The following is a 17,255-nucleotide window of genomic DNA, read 5'->3' as shown; positions in this document are numbered from 1 at the left end:
GGGGCCGCTCGCCCGTGGAATTGGCTGGGCGGGCGGGCCTGTCACGGGCTCTTCGGCGGTCCTCAGCGCGCGGCTTCGCGCACCTGGACACTTCGTTACCTCTTAGCGGCCCCTGATTGGCAAGTGCGATCATGCCGGTATCCAGCATCGGAAGTGCCCTGGTCTTCCCCACCGAACATCAGGGTTACAGTCTCTGCGTTGCCGCGCAGACCCCACCGCGGGATCTCAAATTCCGTGTCGGAATCTCACGGTCGGTGTCGGGTGGAAGTCGGATCCGACACCATGCTGAGATTCGCAGGTCGCAGTAGGCAAGAGAGAGCGCGGTCAGTGGGTTGCTGCTTTTCTACGCTGGTGCCCACGTTCACTCGTTGGGGGACTCCGTTGCCAGCGGGATGCCGCACTGCAGGCAGCCGCTCGCGTGGTCGTCCCGGCAGACGTAGCCGATGGCACCATCCACGCACCATTCGGCGGCCTCCTCGGACAACAGGTCGGGCCCGGCATGGAGCAGCCGACGAAGTTCCGTGGTGTCTGCAATGTCGACCGGGCGGTTGGTGAACCACTCGTCGAACCAAGGCTTGTCTCGGTGCACGTGCCAGTGAGCATTCTCCCGGTCGTCGACAGCCGTAGTGAACCGATCGACGATGCGCCCCCAACTCGGTGTTCCGAACCAGCCGTTGTCGGACGCGCAGAAATATTGGATCAGGGTTCGCAGGCCGAACGTCTTCTCGCGAAGGCAGTACGCTCGCCCCCAAGCGATCGCGTCCTGTGTCATCTCCGCGAGTTCTTCGCGCGGATCAGCCTCGTGTGCCGGGTCGTCAGGGTTGTGGCAGGCCAGCCCGAGCTCGAGAACAGACTGCCCGGTCGGTAGAACCCGGGACGGGTTGACGATCGCGAGACCGAGACCGATCCAGTCGACATGGTCGAACGACAGCATTGAGCGCACGAGTCGGGTGGTTGCCGTGTTGATCCGCATCATTGTGCCGTCGTGGAGCGGACTCTTCCCGGCATGCCAGTTCTCGACGGGTGTGTTGCGCCACACGGCGAGCGTGATGCGGGTGGCAGCGAGCCACAGCAGGGCTTCGTCGTCGAGGTGCCCGAACCGCTTGGCGCACTCCTGGACACCGTAGGTGATCAACTCTTCCGGTTTCGGCCACCTGTGGCTGTCGGGCCCTACAGGCGCGTACTCGTAGCCGTCGGCGTACTCGTCGAGGATCGCTCTCAACTCGGCAGCGCTGTAAGCCTCGCTGTACTCGGAGCTGTCCGGCTCCTCGACGGTGTACATGTCGTGGTCCCAGGAGACGTACACGTCGCGCCAGAGCACTACGTCATCGCACTCGCCGGCGTTGTCCGTCACAACCGGCCTGATGGTGATCGGGGCAGTACGCCCGTCGGTTCGCTCGCCGTCCTTCTCGGCGGCCCATGCGGTAATGACCCCGAGCGGCTTCGGAAGGAGAGGACCGACCTCGGTGACGCTGAACGGCTCGTCGTCGTCATCGGTGTCGAACCGGCTGTTGACGAACGCGACCGCTTCGAAGGGCGTGCTGACGATGGACTGGCTACCACTCTCGTTGTCAACCACTCGCCACAACGGGCTGTTCGTCACCATGCTCTCCAATCGCGGTGAGTGGCGCCCGGGGCGGGTGCGATGCGCCGGGTCGCTCGGCACTGACTCCAATTATGGGCTGATCGACTGACGGGATTGAGTATCGCTGGCGGATCCGCAGGAAGCCCTCCTACGTGCAGGGCCTCTGCTGGACACCGCTGACCTATGCGGTTGAAGCGGTCAGTGGCAGCCAGCCGGGCACGACCTTGATCGTCCAGCGGTCAGGCCCATCCCAGTAACTGGGCGGGCGTCGAGGCGGAGCCCATTCGTCCGGTTCACGTTGATGCCAGCATTCGAGAGGCACGGGATCAAGGCTGGGATTCAACTCGGGCCGGTTCTCCTTTCAAGCTCGACCGATCCGCAGGAATCATCGCTCAGTCATGAGACAGAGCGGAGTAAAGAGGCGCCTCTGGCCCGGCATCATGGTCTCGTGACCGCATGGATGCGCTGCTACTGGGACGAGGAAGACACCTGGTTCTACTTCGAGGTCGACGCTGAAGGCTGGGTGATCCGGCAGGTCGAACTCGAAGGGCCAGAGCTGATCCCAATCGCAGCTGCTTCCCTCGCCGAGTGGCAGCGGGCCCGCGAAGCAGGTCGCCTCGGTGATTACGACAGCAGATTCGGGATCACCGCCGAGCTGCCCGTCTCGGAATGGGAAGGCCACGACCCCGAACAACTCACCTTCGAGGAGTTCGAGGACGTCTGGGGCCTTGCCCGTCAGCAGATCGCATCCCGGCCCAGCTGACCTCTCTGCGCCGCACTGGCTTCTTGGCATCATCGCGACGTGACCCCGACCCTTCCCCGCTCTCTCCGGGGTGGGTTTCGGGCCCCGCTATACACGTGGCGTGGGCTCCACCCCGGCTCCCCGACGACCTTGACGCGAAGCGCGCCAGGGGCTCGTCGGGAGGGGCGCAGCGGGGACGGACGTGCCATGGATTGGCCGTCCTCGACGGCCGGGATCGGGCGCCCGGTGCTACCGGCGATTCGCGCCGTCGACCCGATCCGCGTAGTAGGTCAGTCCTGCAACGGTGCCCGACTGGACGACGGGACCGTGCTGGACTCCGCCGTTGATGCGGTTGTCCACACTGCGGCTGCTGTCTGCCGTGGACGCCGAGAGTTGCAGTAACGAGGTCAGAAGCGCATGCAGGCGCTCGTCGCCGCCTTCCTCGGCTTCCGCGAGTCGGCACAGGCGGTCACCGTATCGTCGGCTGATCTCGTGGGCGGTTCGTGCACGTGCTGTGGCGTCGGCGGCGAGGAGGCGGGTCCTCGCGTCCTGCAGGTCGCCGAGGGTGTCGGGGTCCGTGCCCGTGCGGGTCAGGTACCGCCCGACGAGTTCCCGGGCGTGGGTCCAGGAGTCGGTCACCAGGAGGGAGACCAGTGTGGTGGCGCCCGACGCCGCGAGCACGGCCAGTTCGCTGTCCATCTGTCTTCTCCTATGCGAGAGGGGAGCCGGGTGCAGACGCGTCGTGGTCGTCCGGAGCGATGGAGGCCGGCGGATCGAAGTGGTGCTGGATGTCCTCGGCGGTCTCGTGGCGGTTCTGCTCCTTGATGAGTCCGGCGATCTGGGCCGCGAGCATCGGGCGGCGTACGTCTCCGTGAGTGAAACCGATGCTGTCGAGGAAGTCGGAGAGGTGCGTTGTGGCCGTCCCCCGTGGCTGCGGCGCTGCGGGAGGCTCTGTCCCGGGAAAGTCCGGCATCGGCGGCTCGCCGGCCTGTTGGGAGATCAGATCCTTGAGCCGTTCGGGAACCTCGGTGTCGTTGGCCGCCGACGTCAGCTGAGCGAGCAGGGCCAGGTCGGACACGGTACGTTCCACGTGCTCATCGTTCCTGGCGAGCCACCAAACGACGGCGCTGCCGGTGTCCTTGAGGACGTCCTCGCCCAAGTAACGGCGCCTGCTCTGCTCGTACTTCCGCTGGTGCACCCAGACCTCCTCGTCCTTGCGCACCTCGGCGAGCTTGTCGAGGCGCTCTTGGTCCTGCTGTCCCAGGACGAGGTGGACGTTCTCGGCCATCGCCTGGAGGTGTCCGGTGGGTTCGGGCGCCATCCGGGCCAGGGCGCCGGACAGTTCCTGCTCGACGAGTGACGCCCGGACCGGTTCCCGTTGCTCGGTTATGGCCCGGGCCCGCTTGAGGACCGTGTCGACGGCGAGTCCCGCCGGGTTGAGAACCGGAGCACTCGCGGGAGCGTCGAGGAGGCACCATCGCACCGTCGCGGAGAAGACGAAGTCGTAGTCGGCCCACATGCTGGGCAGCACTACCTTGCTGACGCGGTGTTCCGTGCGTTCCACGGGGGCGGCGGTGAACTGCTCCTCGAAAGTCACCGGTACCGTGCCGCGGCGCATCGCGGCGATGCGGAACACTGCCGCGGGGCCGGCGAGCAGCAGTACGGCCAGCAGCGGCCAGACCCATGCCGGCCATCGCTGCGTCAGACCGACGATGCTCAGCAGGAGACCGCTCAGAACGGTGAGGAAGAAGGTTGTGGTTTTCCGTGCGGTGGTCATGGTCGAGTCCCCCTGGGTGAGGTCTCCGGCCGTGTGGCCGGAGCGATGCCTTGAGCCGCGCTGATCTTGTGGAGCAGCAGGCCGGTGGTCTCCGCGGCCCGCGCCGCGCCCCCCGGCCCGGTGCGCTCGGCGTCGCGGGCGCACGCGTACATCAGAGCGAAAACCTCGCCCCGTTTCTCCGCGCACTGCTGTGCCGCACTGACGATGAGGTCGAGCAGGAGCCCGCCGTGCGATCCGGTGCCGGCGGACGCCCAGTGGAACCAGCGGCGCGCTTCGGCCTGCCACTGCCGAGGTGGCAACCCGGTCAGTGCCGCTTGCCAGCAGATGGTCAGGGAGCGCTGGGCGCTCTGCTCGTCGATCAGCGCGTGTGAGGTGCCGCGGCGGAACGTCAACAGTTCGGGGTCACTGGCCTGGAGGAAGATCCCGAGATGCGCGGGTGAGAGGTCGGAACGGGCGAGGCGGTCGAGCAGCATGCGGTGCAGCCTGCGGCTTCGCGCCACCAGATCGCACAGCGCCTGCCGGGCACGGGTCGTGCCGCGCTCACGCCGGGCCAGGTGGTAGAGCCTGACCAGGGCTTGATCGGGATGGCTGGTCGCGAGGACGTCGGCACAGACGCGGACCAGCACCTGCGCGAGCTCTCCCTTCAGGCTCCGGTTGGCGCACCACTGGTAGATCTGCTCGCGGAAGTCCCTGGCGTGGACCGGGTCCGCCAGCCCACGTGTGAGAGCGTGCACGGCCGCTTCCAGGAGGGGCCGGCTCGTCGTACCGGTGCTCCAGCCTTCGATAAGCGTCCCCAGCCCGTCCGCACGCCCGGTCCTCAGGTACTCACCGGCCACACGTTCCACCAGGCCGTCGCGCACGACGGTGACGACGTGGGGGTCGTTCAGCTCCACCACACTCGCGGCCCAAGCGCCCAGGTGAGGGCGGAGATCGGGCATGTGGTCCCAGAAATGGGTACGAACGGCGGAGTCGAAGTCCAGCCTCTGGAAACGGACCTGTCCGTTGGGGGCGGTAGTGGCCGAGATCTCGATGAGTCGCTCGGCGAGGTCTCGCTGCCGCAGAGGCGAGTCGCCCTCCGACGCAGGCCCGAGGGCGCTCAACAGGTACTCGGTCGCGCGGTGAATGACATCGGCGTGCGCCCCGTGCAGCATGGAGACGGAGATCAGCAGGGCTCGTTGCGGTGCCTCCCGCAGCTTGGTGACGAGCGCGGCGGCTTCTCGTCGACCGTCGTCGCGCGCCCGACCGGCCGCCTCGCACCACTGACCGAATCCGTCCCCGGGCTGACCGGCCTCGCGTGCCCGGCGCACCAGGTCGGCGAATTCCGCGATCTCGCGCATTGGTCTGTTCGCTCTGAGGAACCCGGTCACGGTGCCGTCGTGCCGGAGATATTCCTCTGGCGGCACGCCGTGCAGGCGCAGATGTCGCCGAAGAACACCGAGAGCGGGGGGCCGTTGGAGCACCACGCGGCAGTACTGCAGGTCCGGGTCGAGAACACCGAGATGCGGCATGACCACGACCAGGTGGGCACGCTGCTCGTGCACGGCTTTGCGCAGCGCCGGGAGGACGGCCTGGGCCGCGGCCCAGCGGCGGTCGTCCGCGGCGGACAGGTCCAGCAGCAACTGGTCACCGGTCCCTACGAGAGCCGGGTCCTCCAGGGGGAGCTCGCCCTCCTCGCCGGGCATAAGCTCGTGGAAGACACCACTGTCCCGGTGGTGTTCGTGCAGCAGCACGCGGGCCGCAGCCGACCGGCCGCTGCCGGGGACACCGTCCAGGACGACGGTGCCGGAGTCGGCGAGTACGGCACGAGCCTCGCCCATACCCGGCGGAGTGACCAGTATGTAGCGCAGTCGACGGAGTTGATCCTCGGCGACCCGGCGGAAAGCCGGCTTGTCGGAGTCTTGGAGCTGCGCGCCGATGTAGACGTGGCCAGGGCCCGTGACGGTGACGCCCGAGCCGCCGATCCACGTGCCGGTGTGCTGGTTCACCGGTCCTTGTCCTCGTGACCGTCCCGCTCACCGAAACGGTGTTGGATGGGGCCGTGGTGGTCGCCGTCGAAGTACGTCATCCCGTCACCCGAGAAGTGACGGTCGCCCGAGACATGACGTGAGTGCGAGTAGATGTTGCCGTTCCCGGTGTGGACGGGGCCGTGGGCACCCTTGACCACGGTGCCTACATCACCGGTGAAGTCACGACTCTGTACGGCTGTGCCGTTCACGGTTCCGATGGAATTCGTCACACTGCCCGGCTCGGGCGTCCCCGCCCCGGTCCCGGACGGGTCGTCGAGGCCGGGAATCAGGTCGGCCATCAGATCGCCGATGCGCGCTACACACACGTCGGTGTCTCCCGAGTCGAACGCGATGGACTGGAGATCGGCGAGCCGTCGCAGCGCGGGCGGAAGATCGGCCTTGGTCAGCCGGCTGGTCTTGCGCCCGTCCAGAACAGGGACGACGGGGACCTGGCACTCGAAAGCTTCCTCGATCTCCTTGCGTACCCAGTCCTCGGGATCCTCGAGCCGGGTACGGAAGTTCGTCCAGTCCGGCCCGATGACGGCCAGGAGTACGGAGCTGCGTCGGACCGCCGTCAGTAATCGTTCGGGCCAGCTCTCGCCGGGGACGATGGACTGTGACGCGTGAAACGCGTGTCCCGGGCCGAAGCGGTGCGACAGCCCTTGGCGGAGTAGGGCCGCGGTCCTCTCTCCGTCCCCGGTGCGGTAGTTGATGAAGATCTCGGTCATGATGGTGCCTCCTCATGAGGGAAGGTCGGGCGGGACAAGGTGCCGAGCCGCGGGGCCAGCCGGCGTACCGGTGGGTGGTCCGGGTAGCGGCCCAACGCCCGGACGAGCCGTCGGAGATCGGTCGTGACGGTCGCCGAGCGCACCGCCGTCACACCGTCGAGCAGTGGCTCCGTCAGCGCGCACGCGTGGTCGATCTCGCCGGCGGAGGCATAGGCGAGCGCGCGGCGTACGCCGTACCGCACCTGCGTGCGTATCGCGTCGGTGCCCACCTGGACAAGTTGGCGATCCAGTTCCTCACCCGCCTCGCGCGGACGCCCGAGATCCACGAGGCACCAGCCGGTGACCATGCCGACCGGATCGGGAAGATGCATCGAGCCGATCACTGGGTCGTCGGCGCCGTCGTTCCGGCCGGCGAGCAGATCACGCGCCCGGTCCAGGGCACGGAGGCAGGCGCCGACATCACCTGCGAGGGCGTGCCCCTGAGCTTCGCGCTGTGCGGCGAGACCGCGGACCCGTGCCGGCAGCACGCCGCTCTGCGCCCGGCGGGCCAGGGCGATCGTCTGCTCGGCGTCGTCCCGGTACAGCGTGACCAACGCCCTGCGTACCAGCGCGTAACCAGCCAGTGCCTGATCACCGCCGGCGGCGGCCAGGTCGACCGCACGCTGCGTCCACCACAGCGCCGCACGCTCGTCCCCGGTCTCCTGCACCAGCCAGCCCACGTACTCGGCGTACCGGGAACCGAGTGCGAGCAGGCGACGCCTGGTGCTGCTGTCGCTCTGTGCCGACAGCTCCCGCAGTGTGTGTGTCTGCGCGATCAGGACGGGCAGGAGGAGGCCGGGCTCCACGGACTGGCCCAGTCTGCGGTAGTGCGTGAACAGTGAGCGTGCGGCTTCCAGCAAGCCGGTGCCGGCGGCCGGAGAAGCCGGACTCGATCCGTCCGACCTCCAGGTCATCAGCGAGGCGACACCGGCACTCATCACCTCACGCCGCCCCACGGGCCCGAAAGAGCTCGGGCCGTCCGGTGACAACTGCATCATCCAGTTCTCCTCCTCGACCTGGCCCGGCGCCGACACGGCGGGCGAATCGACAGCGACAGGAGTGCTCAGGGCGATCAGCGCTCCGTCGGCACCGACCGCGGCGTCACACAGCCGTGCGAGATCACGGCTGGGTGTCTTGATGCCCCGCTCGACCTTGCTCAGCTGCGCCTTGCTGTAATGCACGAGGCCGGACAGGTCCGTAAGGCTCAGTCCGGCGTCCAGACGCCGCTTCCTCAGTTCCTCGCCGAACGGTGTGGACGGTTGTGGCACGGGGACCTCCCAAACCCGGTCGTCCGGGCCGAGGCGGTACTGCACGGAAGAGTGCGGCACCAACTCCCGGACGGACAAGGCGATCGACGCTGTTTCCCGTTTCCTTCTCCGACGGCGGGGTGCGCCAAGCCTCGTCAGCAAGCCGCGATCACACCGCGGGGGGGGGGGGGGACCCTGTTCCGAGGAATCAGAAAAGCCCGCCCGCGGTTGAACTGCGGGCGGGTCGATTCGGTCGCCGGTCGGCGTCGAGGCGTGGGCCGACAGGTTCCGAAATCAGATCTGTTGTTCGCCGTACTCGATTCCTGCCGGACTCGCTCACGGTGCCGGCGGTGACCGACGAGACGGGCTGGGGCAGATGCGGCCGATTTCCGCACCCGCGGTCGGCGACGTCAGCGCCTGAAGTCCCTCTCCTCGACCCGGGTCTGCACCGTCCTCCCCGTCTCCCACTGGTTCGCCCCCGGAGCGACGTCCGGTGTGGGGATGTCCGCGCGGTTGTGCCGTTTGCCGGAGGTGGACGTGCCGAGTTTCTCGTCGCGGGCCTGGACCAGTGCGTCCGCGGCCTGGCCGTCCTGCGTGAAGCCCATCATCAGTTGCGGGATGCCGTACGGGAAGTCGTCGCGGTCGTACTGCCAGGTGTGGAAGGTCTTGCCGTAGGTGGTCACGAGGTCCTCGAAGTAGGCGTGCTCGGCCAGGTCGGGGATGCCGGGCGCGACCAGGAGGCCCGACTTCACCTCGTAGTGGTGGCTGTGCCACAGCCGCTTCTCGTCGGCGGGCAGTGCGCGGAAGCGTTCCTCGCTGATGATGTACTCGATGCCGATCAGCCGGGCGTCGGGCGCGTTGCGGTCGAAGATCACGCACTGGTGCAGGTCGTGCTGGAGGTGGATGCAGAAGTGCGTGGCCTCCACCTGCCGCCCCATGTCGTCGGCGTACATGTGGAAGCCGTTGAGGTAGGTGCTCATCGCGTCGAGCGGGTACTTCGTCTGCAGGGCCCCGGCGGCCACGTCGAGCGCGCGGTGTTTCAGCGGATGGCCCTTGCCGATCTTGCTGATCGTCGCCGCCTTGCGGCCGAGCAGGAGACCGGCCGCGGCCGTCACGCCCGCCGCGGCACCGATGGCGATGGACGACGCCGTCCCCAGGCTGGAGCCGCTGGAACAGCGCTTTCGCTGGATGGATGCCATGGGGAGGCGGGTTCCCAAGGCGTGGTGGCCGTAACGGACCCGTCGGCTTCCCCTCCGGCGACGGGTCGCGACGGGCGCCCTGGAACCTACGGAGTGGACCTATCGGGTGGGCCTACGGGGTGCGGAAGCCCCGGAATGTCACCTGCCTGCGGGTTTTGAAGCCGAGGCGTTCGTACAGCGCGATGGCGCGCGTGTTCTTCTCGGCCACGTGGAGGAAGGGGCGGTCGCCACGCGCCGCGATGCGTGCGGCGAGCGCGCCGACGAGGCGGGCGGCGTGTCCTCGCCCCCGTGCCTCGGGGGCGGTGCAGACGGCGCTGATCTCCGTCCATCCCGGCGGTCGCAGGCGCTCTCCGGCCATCGCCACCAGGGTGCCGTCGACGCGGATTCCCACGTAGGTGCCGAGTTCGCGGGTGCGCGGCCAGAAGGGGCCCGGCTCGGTCCGCGCCACGAGGTCGAGCATGTCGGGCACGCTGTCCGGGCCCAGCTCGACCAGGCCGGTGCTCCCGGGCTCGGTGTCCGGCTCGGTCGGGTGGATTCCGCCGGGCCAGATCATCTGGCGGCCCTCCAGTGTGAAGACCGGCTCCCAGTCCGCCGGCGGGATCGCCGGGCAGCTGAACATGTCGGCGAATGCGCCCGGACCGAGCAGTTCGGCGAGGTCGGCCCAGTCCCGCGCGTCCGGCTCGGTGGACACGGCGGAGAAGGTCGCCACGCCCGCGCGGTAGGTGGCGGCCCGGCCGAGGCGGCGGGCGAGATGTGCGTGCCGCGTGCCGAGCGACTGACCCACCGGATCGTCGAGCACCGGGTCGTCGTCAGCGGGCATCATGCGGTTTCCTCCGTGGTGGGTGGGTGGTGGTGTCTACCGGCACCGCGTCAGTCTCACATCCGTGGCGGGCGGTGCGCTCGACTGGTGCTGTAGCGCCCGCGCCGGGGTTCCGGACGCCCACCGCGCCGTCGTCACCCGGGCCCGGCCCCGCGGCCCGCGCCGGCCACGACGAGGACCGGCACCGGGGCCGGCAGGCCTGCCGCCTCTCGGGGTAGACGACGGGCATGCCTGAGAGAAGACCGACGGACGCCGCGAGCAGAGGGTTCATGCGCTCGGTCGACCGGGTGTTGGTTTGGCTGGCCCCGGCGCTGGCGGTGGTGATGGTCGTGCTGGCCGTCGCCAACCTCGCCACGGGCGCGGCGGCGGGACGCGTCATGGTCCAGTTCGCGCTGGCCCTCGTGATGGTCATCACCGCGATGACGGCCCGGGCGCGGTTGCGTGCCGACGCGTTCCCGGAGGAGAGCGGGACGTGAGGGTAGGCGCGGCGAGGCCTCCGGCCGGCGGCGTCCCCCGATCGGGAAGACGCCGCCGCACCAGCACGCCGCCCCACCAGAGCGCCGCCCCACCAGAGCGCCGGCGCCCGACCCACCGCGTCGGCCGCCGACATCGTTGTCGGCGGCCGGCCGGTTGCCCGGCGCTGCTCTACGGCGTGTACACCGCGTCGCTCCCGTACAGCTCCCTCGTGAACGCCGAGACGTCCGCGGTGCGGTCGGAGCCGTCGAGGTTGTACGTCAGGTAGACGCCGTAGCCCTCGTCGACCGTGCGGCGGGCGAGGCTCGCGACCGTGCTCGGGGAGGTGCGGCCGATCTCGACGGCCGCCGGGGACAGGCGGGACTTGGGCAGGCCGATGCCGGGGACCTGCCAGGTGCCGTAGTACGGGTTCCAGGCGTAGTCGAACTTCGACGAGACGTCGACGCCGCCGTAGGAGAGCCGGGACGCCGCGGGGCCGATGTTGTAGAGGCTGATGATCTTGTTCGGCATGTTGGCGCGCAGTGCCGTCACCAGGTGGACGAAGGAGCTGTCGTTGGGCTGGGCGGTGCCGTTCTGGCCGTACTCGGCGTACTCGTCGTCGAAGTCGATGCCGTCGAGGCCGTACTTCGCCACGGCGTCCGACATCTCCTTGGCGAACGCCGAAGCCGTCTGCTGGGACCTGAAGTTGGCGAAGCCCGCCCCCTGGTGGTTGCCGAGCACCGACAGCACGACCTTGATGCCCTTCTGCTGCAACGGCCGTATCTCCGTGGCGGCGTTGTCGAGGACGCGCTGCACGTTCTCGTTGAAGTGCAGGTACGCCTTCTTGGCGCCGGTGTCGTAGTTGATGTTCGCCGCGAAGATCACGGCGACGTCGAAGGCGTTGCCGCCGCCGTCGGCCAGCGTGTACTTGCCGGCGTTGAGCATGCTGTGGTTGTTCACCTCGATGTACGCCACCGAGGTCGGCCCCTGCTTGGCGGCCGCGGACGCGGGCGCGGGGCCGGGTGCCGGGGCCGCCGTCGCGCCGGTCGTCGTGGTCGTGCCGAGGGCGAGGGCCGCGGCGGCCGAGAGGGCGAGCGCGGCCGTCCGTACTCTGGTCCGTACCGGATTGGACATCGTTGTCGGTCTCCCATCGCGTGGCGGCGCCCTACGTGTTCGAAGCGCCCGGTGAGGCTCCGAGTGTTCCGTCGGCGTGGCCGAGTGCCGGGAGCCGTGCGCCATTTCTTCACGACTTCCACGCATGCGCCCGCCCGGCTCAGGCCAACCGCGCCTCGAACTGGGCCAGCAGCAGGTCGAGCGTGTCGGGGAACGCCGAGTGCGCGCCCCCGGGCAGATGCGCGCGCACGGCGTGCACGTGCGGGTAGTCGTCCGCCGGCAGGTTGCCGTAGACGTCCCTCCAGGCCAGGCCCTCCTGGCCGCGCTGGGCCTCCGTGAGGTCGCGCACCCGGGCGTCCAGGGCGGCGTGGGCGAGGACGGTGTCGATGAAGGCGAAGTAGAGGCGCACCGCTTCCGGGGGAGCGAAGCCGGCCCCCAGCAGGATCCCGATGCCCGTGTCCACCGCCCGCCGCTCCGCCGGACCCGCGGTCACCCGGGCCGTGCTGATCGCGGCCAGCCGAGGATGGCTCAGGACCGACCGGTGCACCCGTGTCGCGAAGTCCCGGAGCGAGGCGACCCAGTCGTCGCCGGGGGTGAAGCCCTCGAGTGAGTCGCCGATCAGGCGGTCGGCGACCGCCAGGAGCACGGCGTCGGTGTTGGCGAAGTAGCGGTAGACCGCCGAGGGGTCGCACCCCAGCGCCTCGCCGAGCCGGCGCACCGTGAAGGCGCTGGTGCCCGGTGCTTCGACGAGTTCCAGGGCGGCCGAGACGATGCGCTCCTCGCTGAGCACGGTACCGGCCCGCGTCGGCCGTCTGCGCTTGCGTCCGACGGGGATGCGCTGTGACTCCACTTTCTCGTCCTCGCCCTCTCGTCCTCCGTGGGTGCGGGGCCGGGCCCGGACTCCCACGCGCTCTTACGACAACTTATTGACGTAAGTATGGCGCGGTTGTTTCATCGGCGCACCCCCCCTCGCCACGAGAAGGAGCGCACCATGGCCGTTGCCCCGCCGGGGACGAAACCGCCCGTCCCGCAGATGCGCCGCACGCTCGGTGTGCGCGACGGCATCGCCATCGCGGCGTCCAGTACGGCCGCGACGACCAGCATCGGCATAGGCATGGGTGCCCTCGCGCTGTACGCGGGCCGCCAGACACCGGCGCTGCTGATCGTCGCGGTTCTGCCCATCCTCGGCATCGCGCTGTCGTACGCGCGGCTGAACCGCACCGAACCGAACTGCGGCAACGGGTACACCTGGGTCGGGCGTTCCCTGGGTGCCTGGCCCGGCTTCCTCACCGGGTGGGTCGTACTCGTCGCCAGCGTCGTCTTCATGGCGTACACCGGTGCCGTCACGGGGTCGGTGATCCTCCAGTTCGCCAACAAGCTCGGTGCGCACGCCGTCTTCGGGATCGCGCTCGATCCGGGGTCCACCGGGGTGAGCACGGTGGTCGGCCTGGCGGCCCTCGTGGCCGTCACCGTGACGGCCGTGACCGGCGTGCGCTCGGCGACCCGGTTGCAGTGGGCCCTGCTGGTCTTCGAGTACGCGGTGCTGCTGGTGTTCTGCACCTGGGCGGTCGTGGCGGGGGACCAGCCGTTCTCGTGGTCGTGGCTGAACCCGTTCGCGATCGGCTCGGCCCACTCCTTGGCGCAGGGTCTGGTGCTCGCGGTCTTCGTCTTCTGGGGCTGGGACGCCGCCTTCACCGTGAACGAGGAGACCAGGAACGCGTCCGACGCCTCCCGCGGCGGGTTCATCGCCCTGCTGGCCATGCTCGGCCTGCTGGTGTTCGCCGCCCTCGCGTTCCAGCGGATGATGGACACCGGCGAACTGGTGGCCCAGGGGCCGCAGGCGCTGACCAGGCTGGGCGCCATGCTCGCCCCGGAGCCCTGGGCGTCGCTGCCGCTGGCCGCGCTGATGTGCTCCGCCTTCGCCTCCCTCCAGTCGTCGGTGATCCCCACCGCGCGCGGCGCCCTGGCCATGGGCAGGGACCAGACCCTGGGCCGCCTGTGGACCCGGATCCATCCCCGCTACGGCTCTCCCGCCGCCGGCACCGTCATGATCATGGCGTTGGCCGCGGCCGTGGCGGTCCTCGCCGTCGGCATCCCCAGGATCAACCTGATGATTCTCACCGCGGTCAACTCCATCGGCCTCGTCGTCTCCCTCTACTACGGCCTCACCGCGCTGGCGTGCGCGGTGCGCTTCCGGGGCGCACTGCGCGAAGGGCCGCTGGAAGCCCTGCGGAGTGTGATCGTCCCCGGCGCCGCCGCACTGGCCCTGTTCTGCCTCGGGCTGTTCCTGGCCTACCAGTACGCGACGGAGAGCGACCACTTCGAGGCGTCACCGGACAACGGCTGGTTCATGCTGCTGATCCCGGCCCTGTTCGTCCTCACCGGACTCGTCGCCGCGTCCGTCGCCAAATGGCGCCGCCGTTCCCCCTACTTCGGCACCGGCCGGGGCACCGACGCGGACGGCCTCGCCCTGCCGATGGACACGCCCTGATCCCCGCCCTCCCGTACACCACCTCAGCTGCCTGGAGTGTCACCGTGCCTGCCTCGATCGCCGCCGACCTGGTCTTCACCGGCGGCCCCGTCCACACCGTCGACTCCGTACGCCCCTACGCCACCTCGGTCGCGGTCCGGGGCGACCGGATCCTCGCCGTCGGGCACGACGAGGTCACCGAGCTGATCGGGCCCTCCACCGAGGTCGTGGACCTCCGCGGCCGCCTGCTCGTCCCCGGCTTCCAGGACGCTCACGTCCATCCGGTCGGGGCGGGAGTGGAGATGGGCCAGTGCGACCTGTCCGGTGCCGTCGGCGCCGAAGGCTGCGCGGCGGTGATCCGCGCCTACGCGGACGCGCGGCCCGAGCGCCCCTGGATCACGGGCGGCGGCTGGTCCATGGAGGCCTTCCCCGGCGGCCGGCCCGACCGGCGGCTGCTCGACTCCCTCGTACCCTCCCGGCCCGCCTACCTGGTCAACCGCGACCATCACGGTGCCTGGGCCAACAGCCGGGCCCTGGACATCGCCGGTGTCACCCGGGACACCCCCGACCCCGCCGACGGACGCGTCGAACGGGACGCGGACGGTCATCCCACCGGCATGCTCCAGGAGGGTGCGATGGGACTGGTCGCCCGGCACGTCCCTCCCGTCACCCCCGACGAGCAGTTGGAGGGGCTGCTGCGGGCCCAGTCCCTGCTGCACTCCCTCGGCGTCACCGCCTGGCAGGACGCCCTCCTGGGAGACCACGCGTCCACCGCCGACCCGGCACCCGCCTACCGCCGGGCCGTCGAGCGGGGCCTGCTGACCGCGCGGGTGCGCGGCGCCCTGTGGTGGGACCGCGCCCGCGGGATCGAGCAGCTTCCCGAACTCCTGGCACGCCGGGCCGAGTTCACTCTGGGCAGGCTCAACTGCCACAGCGTGAAGATCATGCAGGACGGCATCGCGGAGAACCACACCGCCGCGCTGCTCGCCCCCTACCTCACCGCGTGCGGCTGCGCGTCCGACAACTCCGGGATCTCCTTCGTGGATCCCCGGGAACTCGCCGGGATCGTCGAGCGCCTGGACGCCGAGGACTTCCAGGTGCACTTCCACGCCCTCGGCGACCGGGCCGTACGCGAGTCGCTCGACGCCGTCGAGGCCGCCCGCCGGGCCAACGGCCACCGGGACAACCGGCACCACCTGGCCCACCTGCAGGTGGTGGACGCCGCCGACGTCCCGCGGTTCCGCGAACTCGGCGCCGTCGGGACCGTGCAACCCCTGTGGGCCGCCCACGAGCCGCAGATGGACGAACTGACCATCCCGTTCCTCGGGAGCCGGCGGGCCGCGCGCCAGTATCCCTTCGCCGACCTCGTGCGCAGTGGCGCGCAACTGGCCTTCGGCAGTGACTGGCCGGTGTCCAGCCCCGACCCGATCGCCGCCCTCCACACCGCCGTCAACCGCCACCAGCCCGGATCCTCGCTCCCCGTCTTCCTCCCCGAGCAGCGCATCACCCTGGCCGCAGCCCTCGCCGCCCACACGGCGGGCAGCGCACACGTGAACCACCTCGACGACACCGGCACCATCGTGCCGGGCAGGCTCGCCGACCTCGTCGTCCTGGACCGCGACCCGTTCGCCCACCCGGTCGAGGAGATCGCCCTGACCGAGGTCGAGCAGACCTTCGTCGGGGGCCGGCGGGTGCACTCCTGAGACCGGCCGGCCCCGTGGGAGCCGGACCAGGCAGCCGCGTTCAGCGGGTCGCGCCGGTCGCGCGCGCTTCGGCCGGCTCCGCTGCCGGACGGTGCGAGAAGCCGCGGGAGGACGGGACGAGGGCGGCCGCGGCCGGCGCCGCGAAGCAGGTGAACGCGCACGCGACCAGGACCGGTGCGGCGCCGAACGCCTCGATGGCGGGGGCGATCAGGGCGAGTCCGAGCGGGGCGAGACCGTACGAGAGCAGGAAGTCCAGGGAGGAGACGCGGGCCAGTCTGTCCGGTGCCACCTCGCGCTGCGCGGCGGTGAACCACGGCACGTTGAACAGTTCGATGCCGACGCCCGCGACGGCGTAGGCGGCCATCACCACGGCCGGGTGCACGGGGAGGACGAGGCTGAGCGGGGCGAAGCCGTAGGCCGCGAGTCCGGCCAGGGCGGCCCGGCCGGGGGAGCGCGGGCGCCAGCGGGCGATGAGCAGGGCACCGGCCAGCGCCCCGGCCGTGTACGCGGTCGTCGCGCCCGCGAGGACCACCTCGGTGCCGTACTCGTCCCTGCTGACCAGGGGGAGCGCCACGCCGGTCGCCGAGTAGCCGGTGGCTATGACGGCCGTGAGCGCGCCCAGGCCCGCGATGAACCAGGGATGCCTGCGCGCCTCCCGGACGCCCTCCCCGAAGTCGGCGAGGAACGACGTGCCCGGGGCGTCCTTCGCACCGCCCGCACCGACCGCACCGCCCGCACCGCCCGCACCGCCCGTGACGCCGGGGCGTGCACCGCGGCCGGGTACGAACGCCGCGACCAGCCACAGCAGTCCGATGCCCACCAGCAGCGCCGCCGTGTCGAGGAACACGGCGAGCAGCGCGGCCAGCGAGGGACCCACCAGCGTGGTGACCCGTACCGCGAGGGTCATGGCGGCGTTCGCCTGCTGCCTGCGGCCGGCGTCCACCACCTCGGCGGTCAGCGCCTGGTACGCCGGCCGGCAGGCCCCCTGTCCGGCCCCGGCGACCGCCGCCGCCGCGGCCATCAGCGGCACCGAGCGGCCGAGCCCGGCCGCCAGCACCGGGGCCGCGGCTCCGGAGGCGAGCCCCGCCCAGAGGACGACCTTCCGGCGGGAGTGGCGGTCGGCCAGCACCCCGGCCACGGGCACCGCGGCGAGGAACCCGATCGTGCGGGCCGCGAGCAGCAGGCCGAGGTCGGTGGCGCCGAGGGTGCGGTCGAGCACGGCGAGGCCCAGTACGAACGGCAGGGCCCAGGTGGCCAGGCCCGAGGCGGTGGCGCCGGTCCAGAGTCGGAGGAACGCGACGTCGAGCAGGATGGGCCGTCGCCCTCCGGACCCGGCCCCTCGGGTGGTGGTCGGTGCGGGTGAGGTCGGCACG

15 protein-coding genes are annotated in these 17,255 nt (G+C 70.4%); 4 read left to right on the top strand and 11 right to left on the bottom strand.

From position 1 onward, the window contains the following. Positions 1-361: 361 nt before the first annotated feature. Positions 362-1,606 carry a hypothetical protein gene (locus IE108_RS23105; protein ID WP_229852290.1) on the bottom strand — a complete coding sequence of 415 codons (1,245 nt, stop codon included), beginning with the start codon at positions 1,604-1,606 and terminating at the stop codon, positions 362-364. 439 nt (positions 1,607-2,045) lie between these two features. On the opposite strand from IE108_RS23105, the gene IE108_RS23100 reads away from it, so the two are divergent. Then, on the top strand, positions 2,046-2,348 hold the full coding sequence (locus tag IE108_RS23100; RefSeq protein WP_064732000.1) for a hypothetical protein: 303 nt from the start codon (positions 2,046-2,048) through the stop codon (positions 2,346-2,348). A gap of 228 nt (positions 2,349-2,576) precedes the next feature. Here IE108_RS23100 and IE108_RS23095 read toward each other — a convergent pair whose 3' ends face one another. The 7 genes from IE108_RS23095 to IE108_RS23065 form a co-directional block, all read right to left on the bottom strand. Continuing rightward, positions 2,577-3,026 carry a hypothetical protein gene (locus tag IE108_RS23095; protein WP_064730246.1) on the bottom strand — a complete coding sequence of 150 codons (450 nt, stop codon included), beginning with the start codon at positions 3,024-3,026 and terminating at the stop codon, positions 2,577-2,579. Between the two features lie 10 nt (positions 3,027-3,036). Next, complete coding sequence (locus tag IE108_RS34855) at positions 3,037-4,104, bottom strand: hypothetical protein (protein WP_229852289.1); 1,068 nt, start codon at positions 4,102-4,104, stop codon at positions 3,037-3,039. Further along, positions 4,101-6,089, bottom strand: coding sequence for a hypothetical protein (locus tag IE108_RS23085; protein ID WP_159394630.1), 1,989 nt, complete (start codon positions 6,087-6,089; stop codon positions 4,101-4,103). Before IE108_RS23085 ends, IE108_RS34855 begins: the two co-directional genes overlap by 4 nt. Continuing rightward, positions 6,086-6,838, bottom strand: coding sequence for a toll/interleukin-1 receptor domain-containing protein (locus IE108_RS23080; RefSeq protein WP_064730249.1), 753 nt, complete (start codon positions 6,836-6,838; stop codon positions 6,086-6,088). The genes IE108_RS23085 and IE108_RS23080 overlap by 4 nt, the downstream gene beginning before the upstream one ends. Next, positions 6,835-8,145 (bottom strand): helix-turn-helix domain-containing protein, encoded by a 1,311-nt coding sequence (locus IE108_RS23075; RefSeq protein WP_064732002.1) that lies wholly within the window; start codon positions 8,143-8,145, stop codon positions 6,835-6,837. The genes IE108_RS23080 and IE108_RS23075 overlap by 4 nt, the downstream gene beginning before the upstream one ends. A 389-nt stretch (positions 8,146-8,534) precedes the next feature. Further along, entirely contained in the window at positions 8,535-9,323 is a 789-nt protein-coding gene (locus IE108_RS23070) for an OBAP family protein (RefSeq protein ID WP_064730250.1), read from the bottom strand. A gap of 112 nt (positions 9,324-9,435) precedes the next feature. Continuing rightward, positions 9,436-10,143, bottom strand: a complete 708-nt coding sequence (locus IE108_RS23065; protein ID WP_064732003.1) for a GNAT family N-acetyltransferase — start codon at positions 10,141-10,143, stop codon at positions 9,436-9,438. A 227-nt stretch (positions 10,144-10,370) separates the two neighbouring features. Between IE108_RS23065 and IE108_RS23060 the strand changes: the two genes are divergently transcribed. Beyond that, positions 10,371-10,619, top strand: coding sequence for a hypothetical protein (locus IE108_RS23060; protein ID WP_159394631.1), 249 nt, complete (start codon positions 10,371-10,373; stop codon positions 10,617-10,619). A gap of 169 nt (positions 10,620-10,788) precedes the next feature. Here the strand turns inward: IE108_RS23060 and IE108_RS23055 are convergent, their stop codons facing one another. Both IE108_RS23055 and IE108_RS23050 read right to left on the bottom strand, forming a co-directional pair. After that, on the bottom strand, positions 10,789-11,730 hold the full coding sequence (locus tag IE108_RS23055; protein WP_064730253.1) for an endo-beta-N-acetylglucosaminidase H: 942 nt from the start codon (positions 11,728-11,730) through the stop codon (positions 10,789-10,791). 139 nt (positions 11,731-11,869) lie between these two features. Next, on the bottom strand, positions 11,870-12,559 hold the full coding sequence (locus IE108_RS23050; protein ID WP_064730255.1) for a TetR/AcrR family transcriptional regulator: 690 nt from the start codon (positions 12,557-12,559) through the stop codon (positions 11,870-11,872). A gap of 141 nt (positions 12,560-12,700) precedes the next feature. Between IE108_RS23050 and IE108_RS23045 the strand changes: the two genes are divergently transcribed. After that, positions 12,701-14,200: an APC family permease gene (locus IE108_RS23045; RefSeq protein ID WP_064730256.1), complete on the top strand. Its 1,500-nt coding sequence runs from the start codon at positions 12,701-12,703 to the stop codon at positions 14,198-14,200. A gap of 44 nt (positions 14,201-14,244) precedes the next feature. After that, entirely contained in the window at positions 14,245-15,882 is a 1,638-nt protein-coding gene (locus IE108_RS23040; RefSeq protein WP_064730258.1) for an amidohydrolase, read from the top strand. A 40-nt stretch (positions 15,883-15,922) separates the two neighbouring features. Here IE108_RS23040 and IE108_RS23035 read toward each other — a convergent pair whose 3' ends face one another. Continuing rightward, complete coding sequence (locus tag IE108_RS23035; protein ID WP_064730260.1) at positions 15,923-17,254, bottom strand: MFS transporter; 1,332 nt, start codon at positions 17,252-17,254, stop codon at positions 15,923-15,925. Position 17,255: the final 1 nt, after the last annotated feature.

This window comes from Streptomyces parvulus, assembly GCF_014648855.1.
GTDB lineage: Bacteria > Actinomycetota > Actinomycetes > Streptomycetales > Streptomycetaceae > Streptomyces > Streptomyces parvulus.
Note: the sequence above shows the minus strand (reverse complement) of the source record. Positions and strands in the feature narration are given on the sequence as shown.

What these genes read in the sequence shown, in the direction of transcription:
- IE108_RS23105 (WP_229852290.1), bottom strand. Translation starts at nt 1,606, where the DNA reads ATGGTGACGAACAGCCCGTTGTGGCGAGTGGTTGACAACGAGAGTGGT.
- IE108_RS23100 (WP_064732000.1), top strand. Translation starts at nt 2,046, where the DNA reads ATGCGCTGCTACTGGGACGAGGAAGACACCTGGTTCTACTTCGAGGTC.
- IE108_RS23095 (WP_064730246.1), bottom strand. Translation starts at nt 3,026, where the DNA reads ATGGACAGCGAACTGGCCGTGCTCGCGGCGTCGGGCGCCACCACACTG.
- IE108_RS34855 (WP_229852289.1), bottom strand. Translation starts at nt 4,104, where the DNA reads ATGACCACCGCACGGAAAACCACAACCTTCTTCCTCACCGTTCTGAGC.
- IE108_RS23080 (WP_064730249.1), bottom strand. Translation starts at nt 6,838, where the DNA reads ATGACCGAGATCTTCATCAACTACCGCACCGGGGACGGAGAGAGGACC.
- IE108_RS23070 (WP_064730250.1), bottom strand. Translation starts at nt 9,323, where the DNA reads ATGGCATCCATCCAGCGAAAGCGCTGTTCCAGCGGCTCCAGCCTGGGG.
- IE108_RS23065 (WP_064732003.1), bottom strand. Translation starts at nt 10,143, where the DNA reads ATGCCCGCTGACGACGACCCGGTGCTCGACGATCCGGTGGGTCAGTCG.
- IE108_RS23060 (WP_159394631.1), top strand. Translation starts at nt 10,371, where the DNA reads ATGCCTGAGAGAAGACCGACGGACGCCGCGAGCAGAGGGTTCATGCGC.
- IE108_RS23055 (WP_064730253.1), bottom strand. Translation starts at nt 11,730, where the DNA reads ATGTCCAATCCGGTACGGACCAGAGTACGGACGGCCGCGCTCGCCCTC.
- IE108_RS23045 (WP_064730256.1), top strand. Translation starts at nt 12,701, where the DNA reads ATGGCCGTTGCCCCGCCGGGGACGAAACCGCCCGTCCCGCAGATGCGC.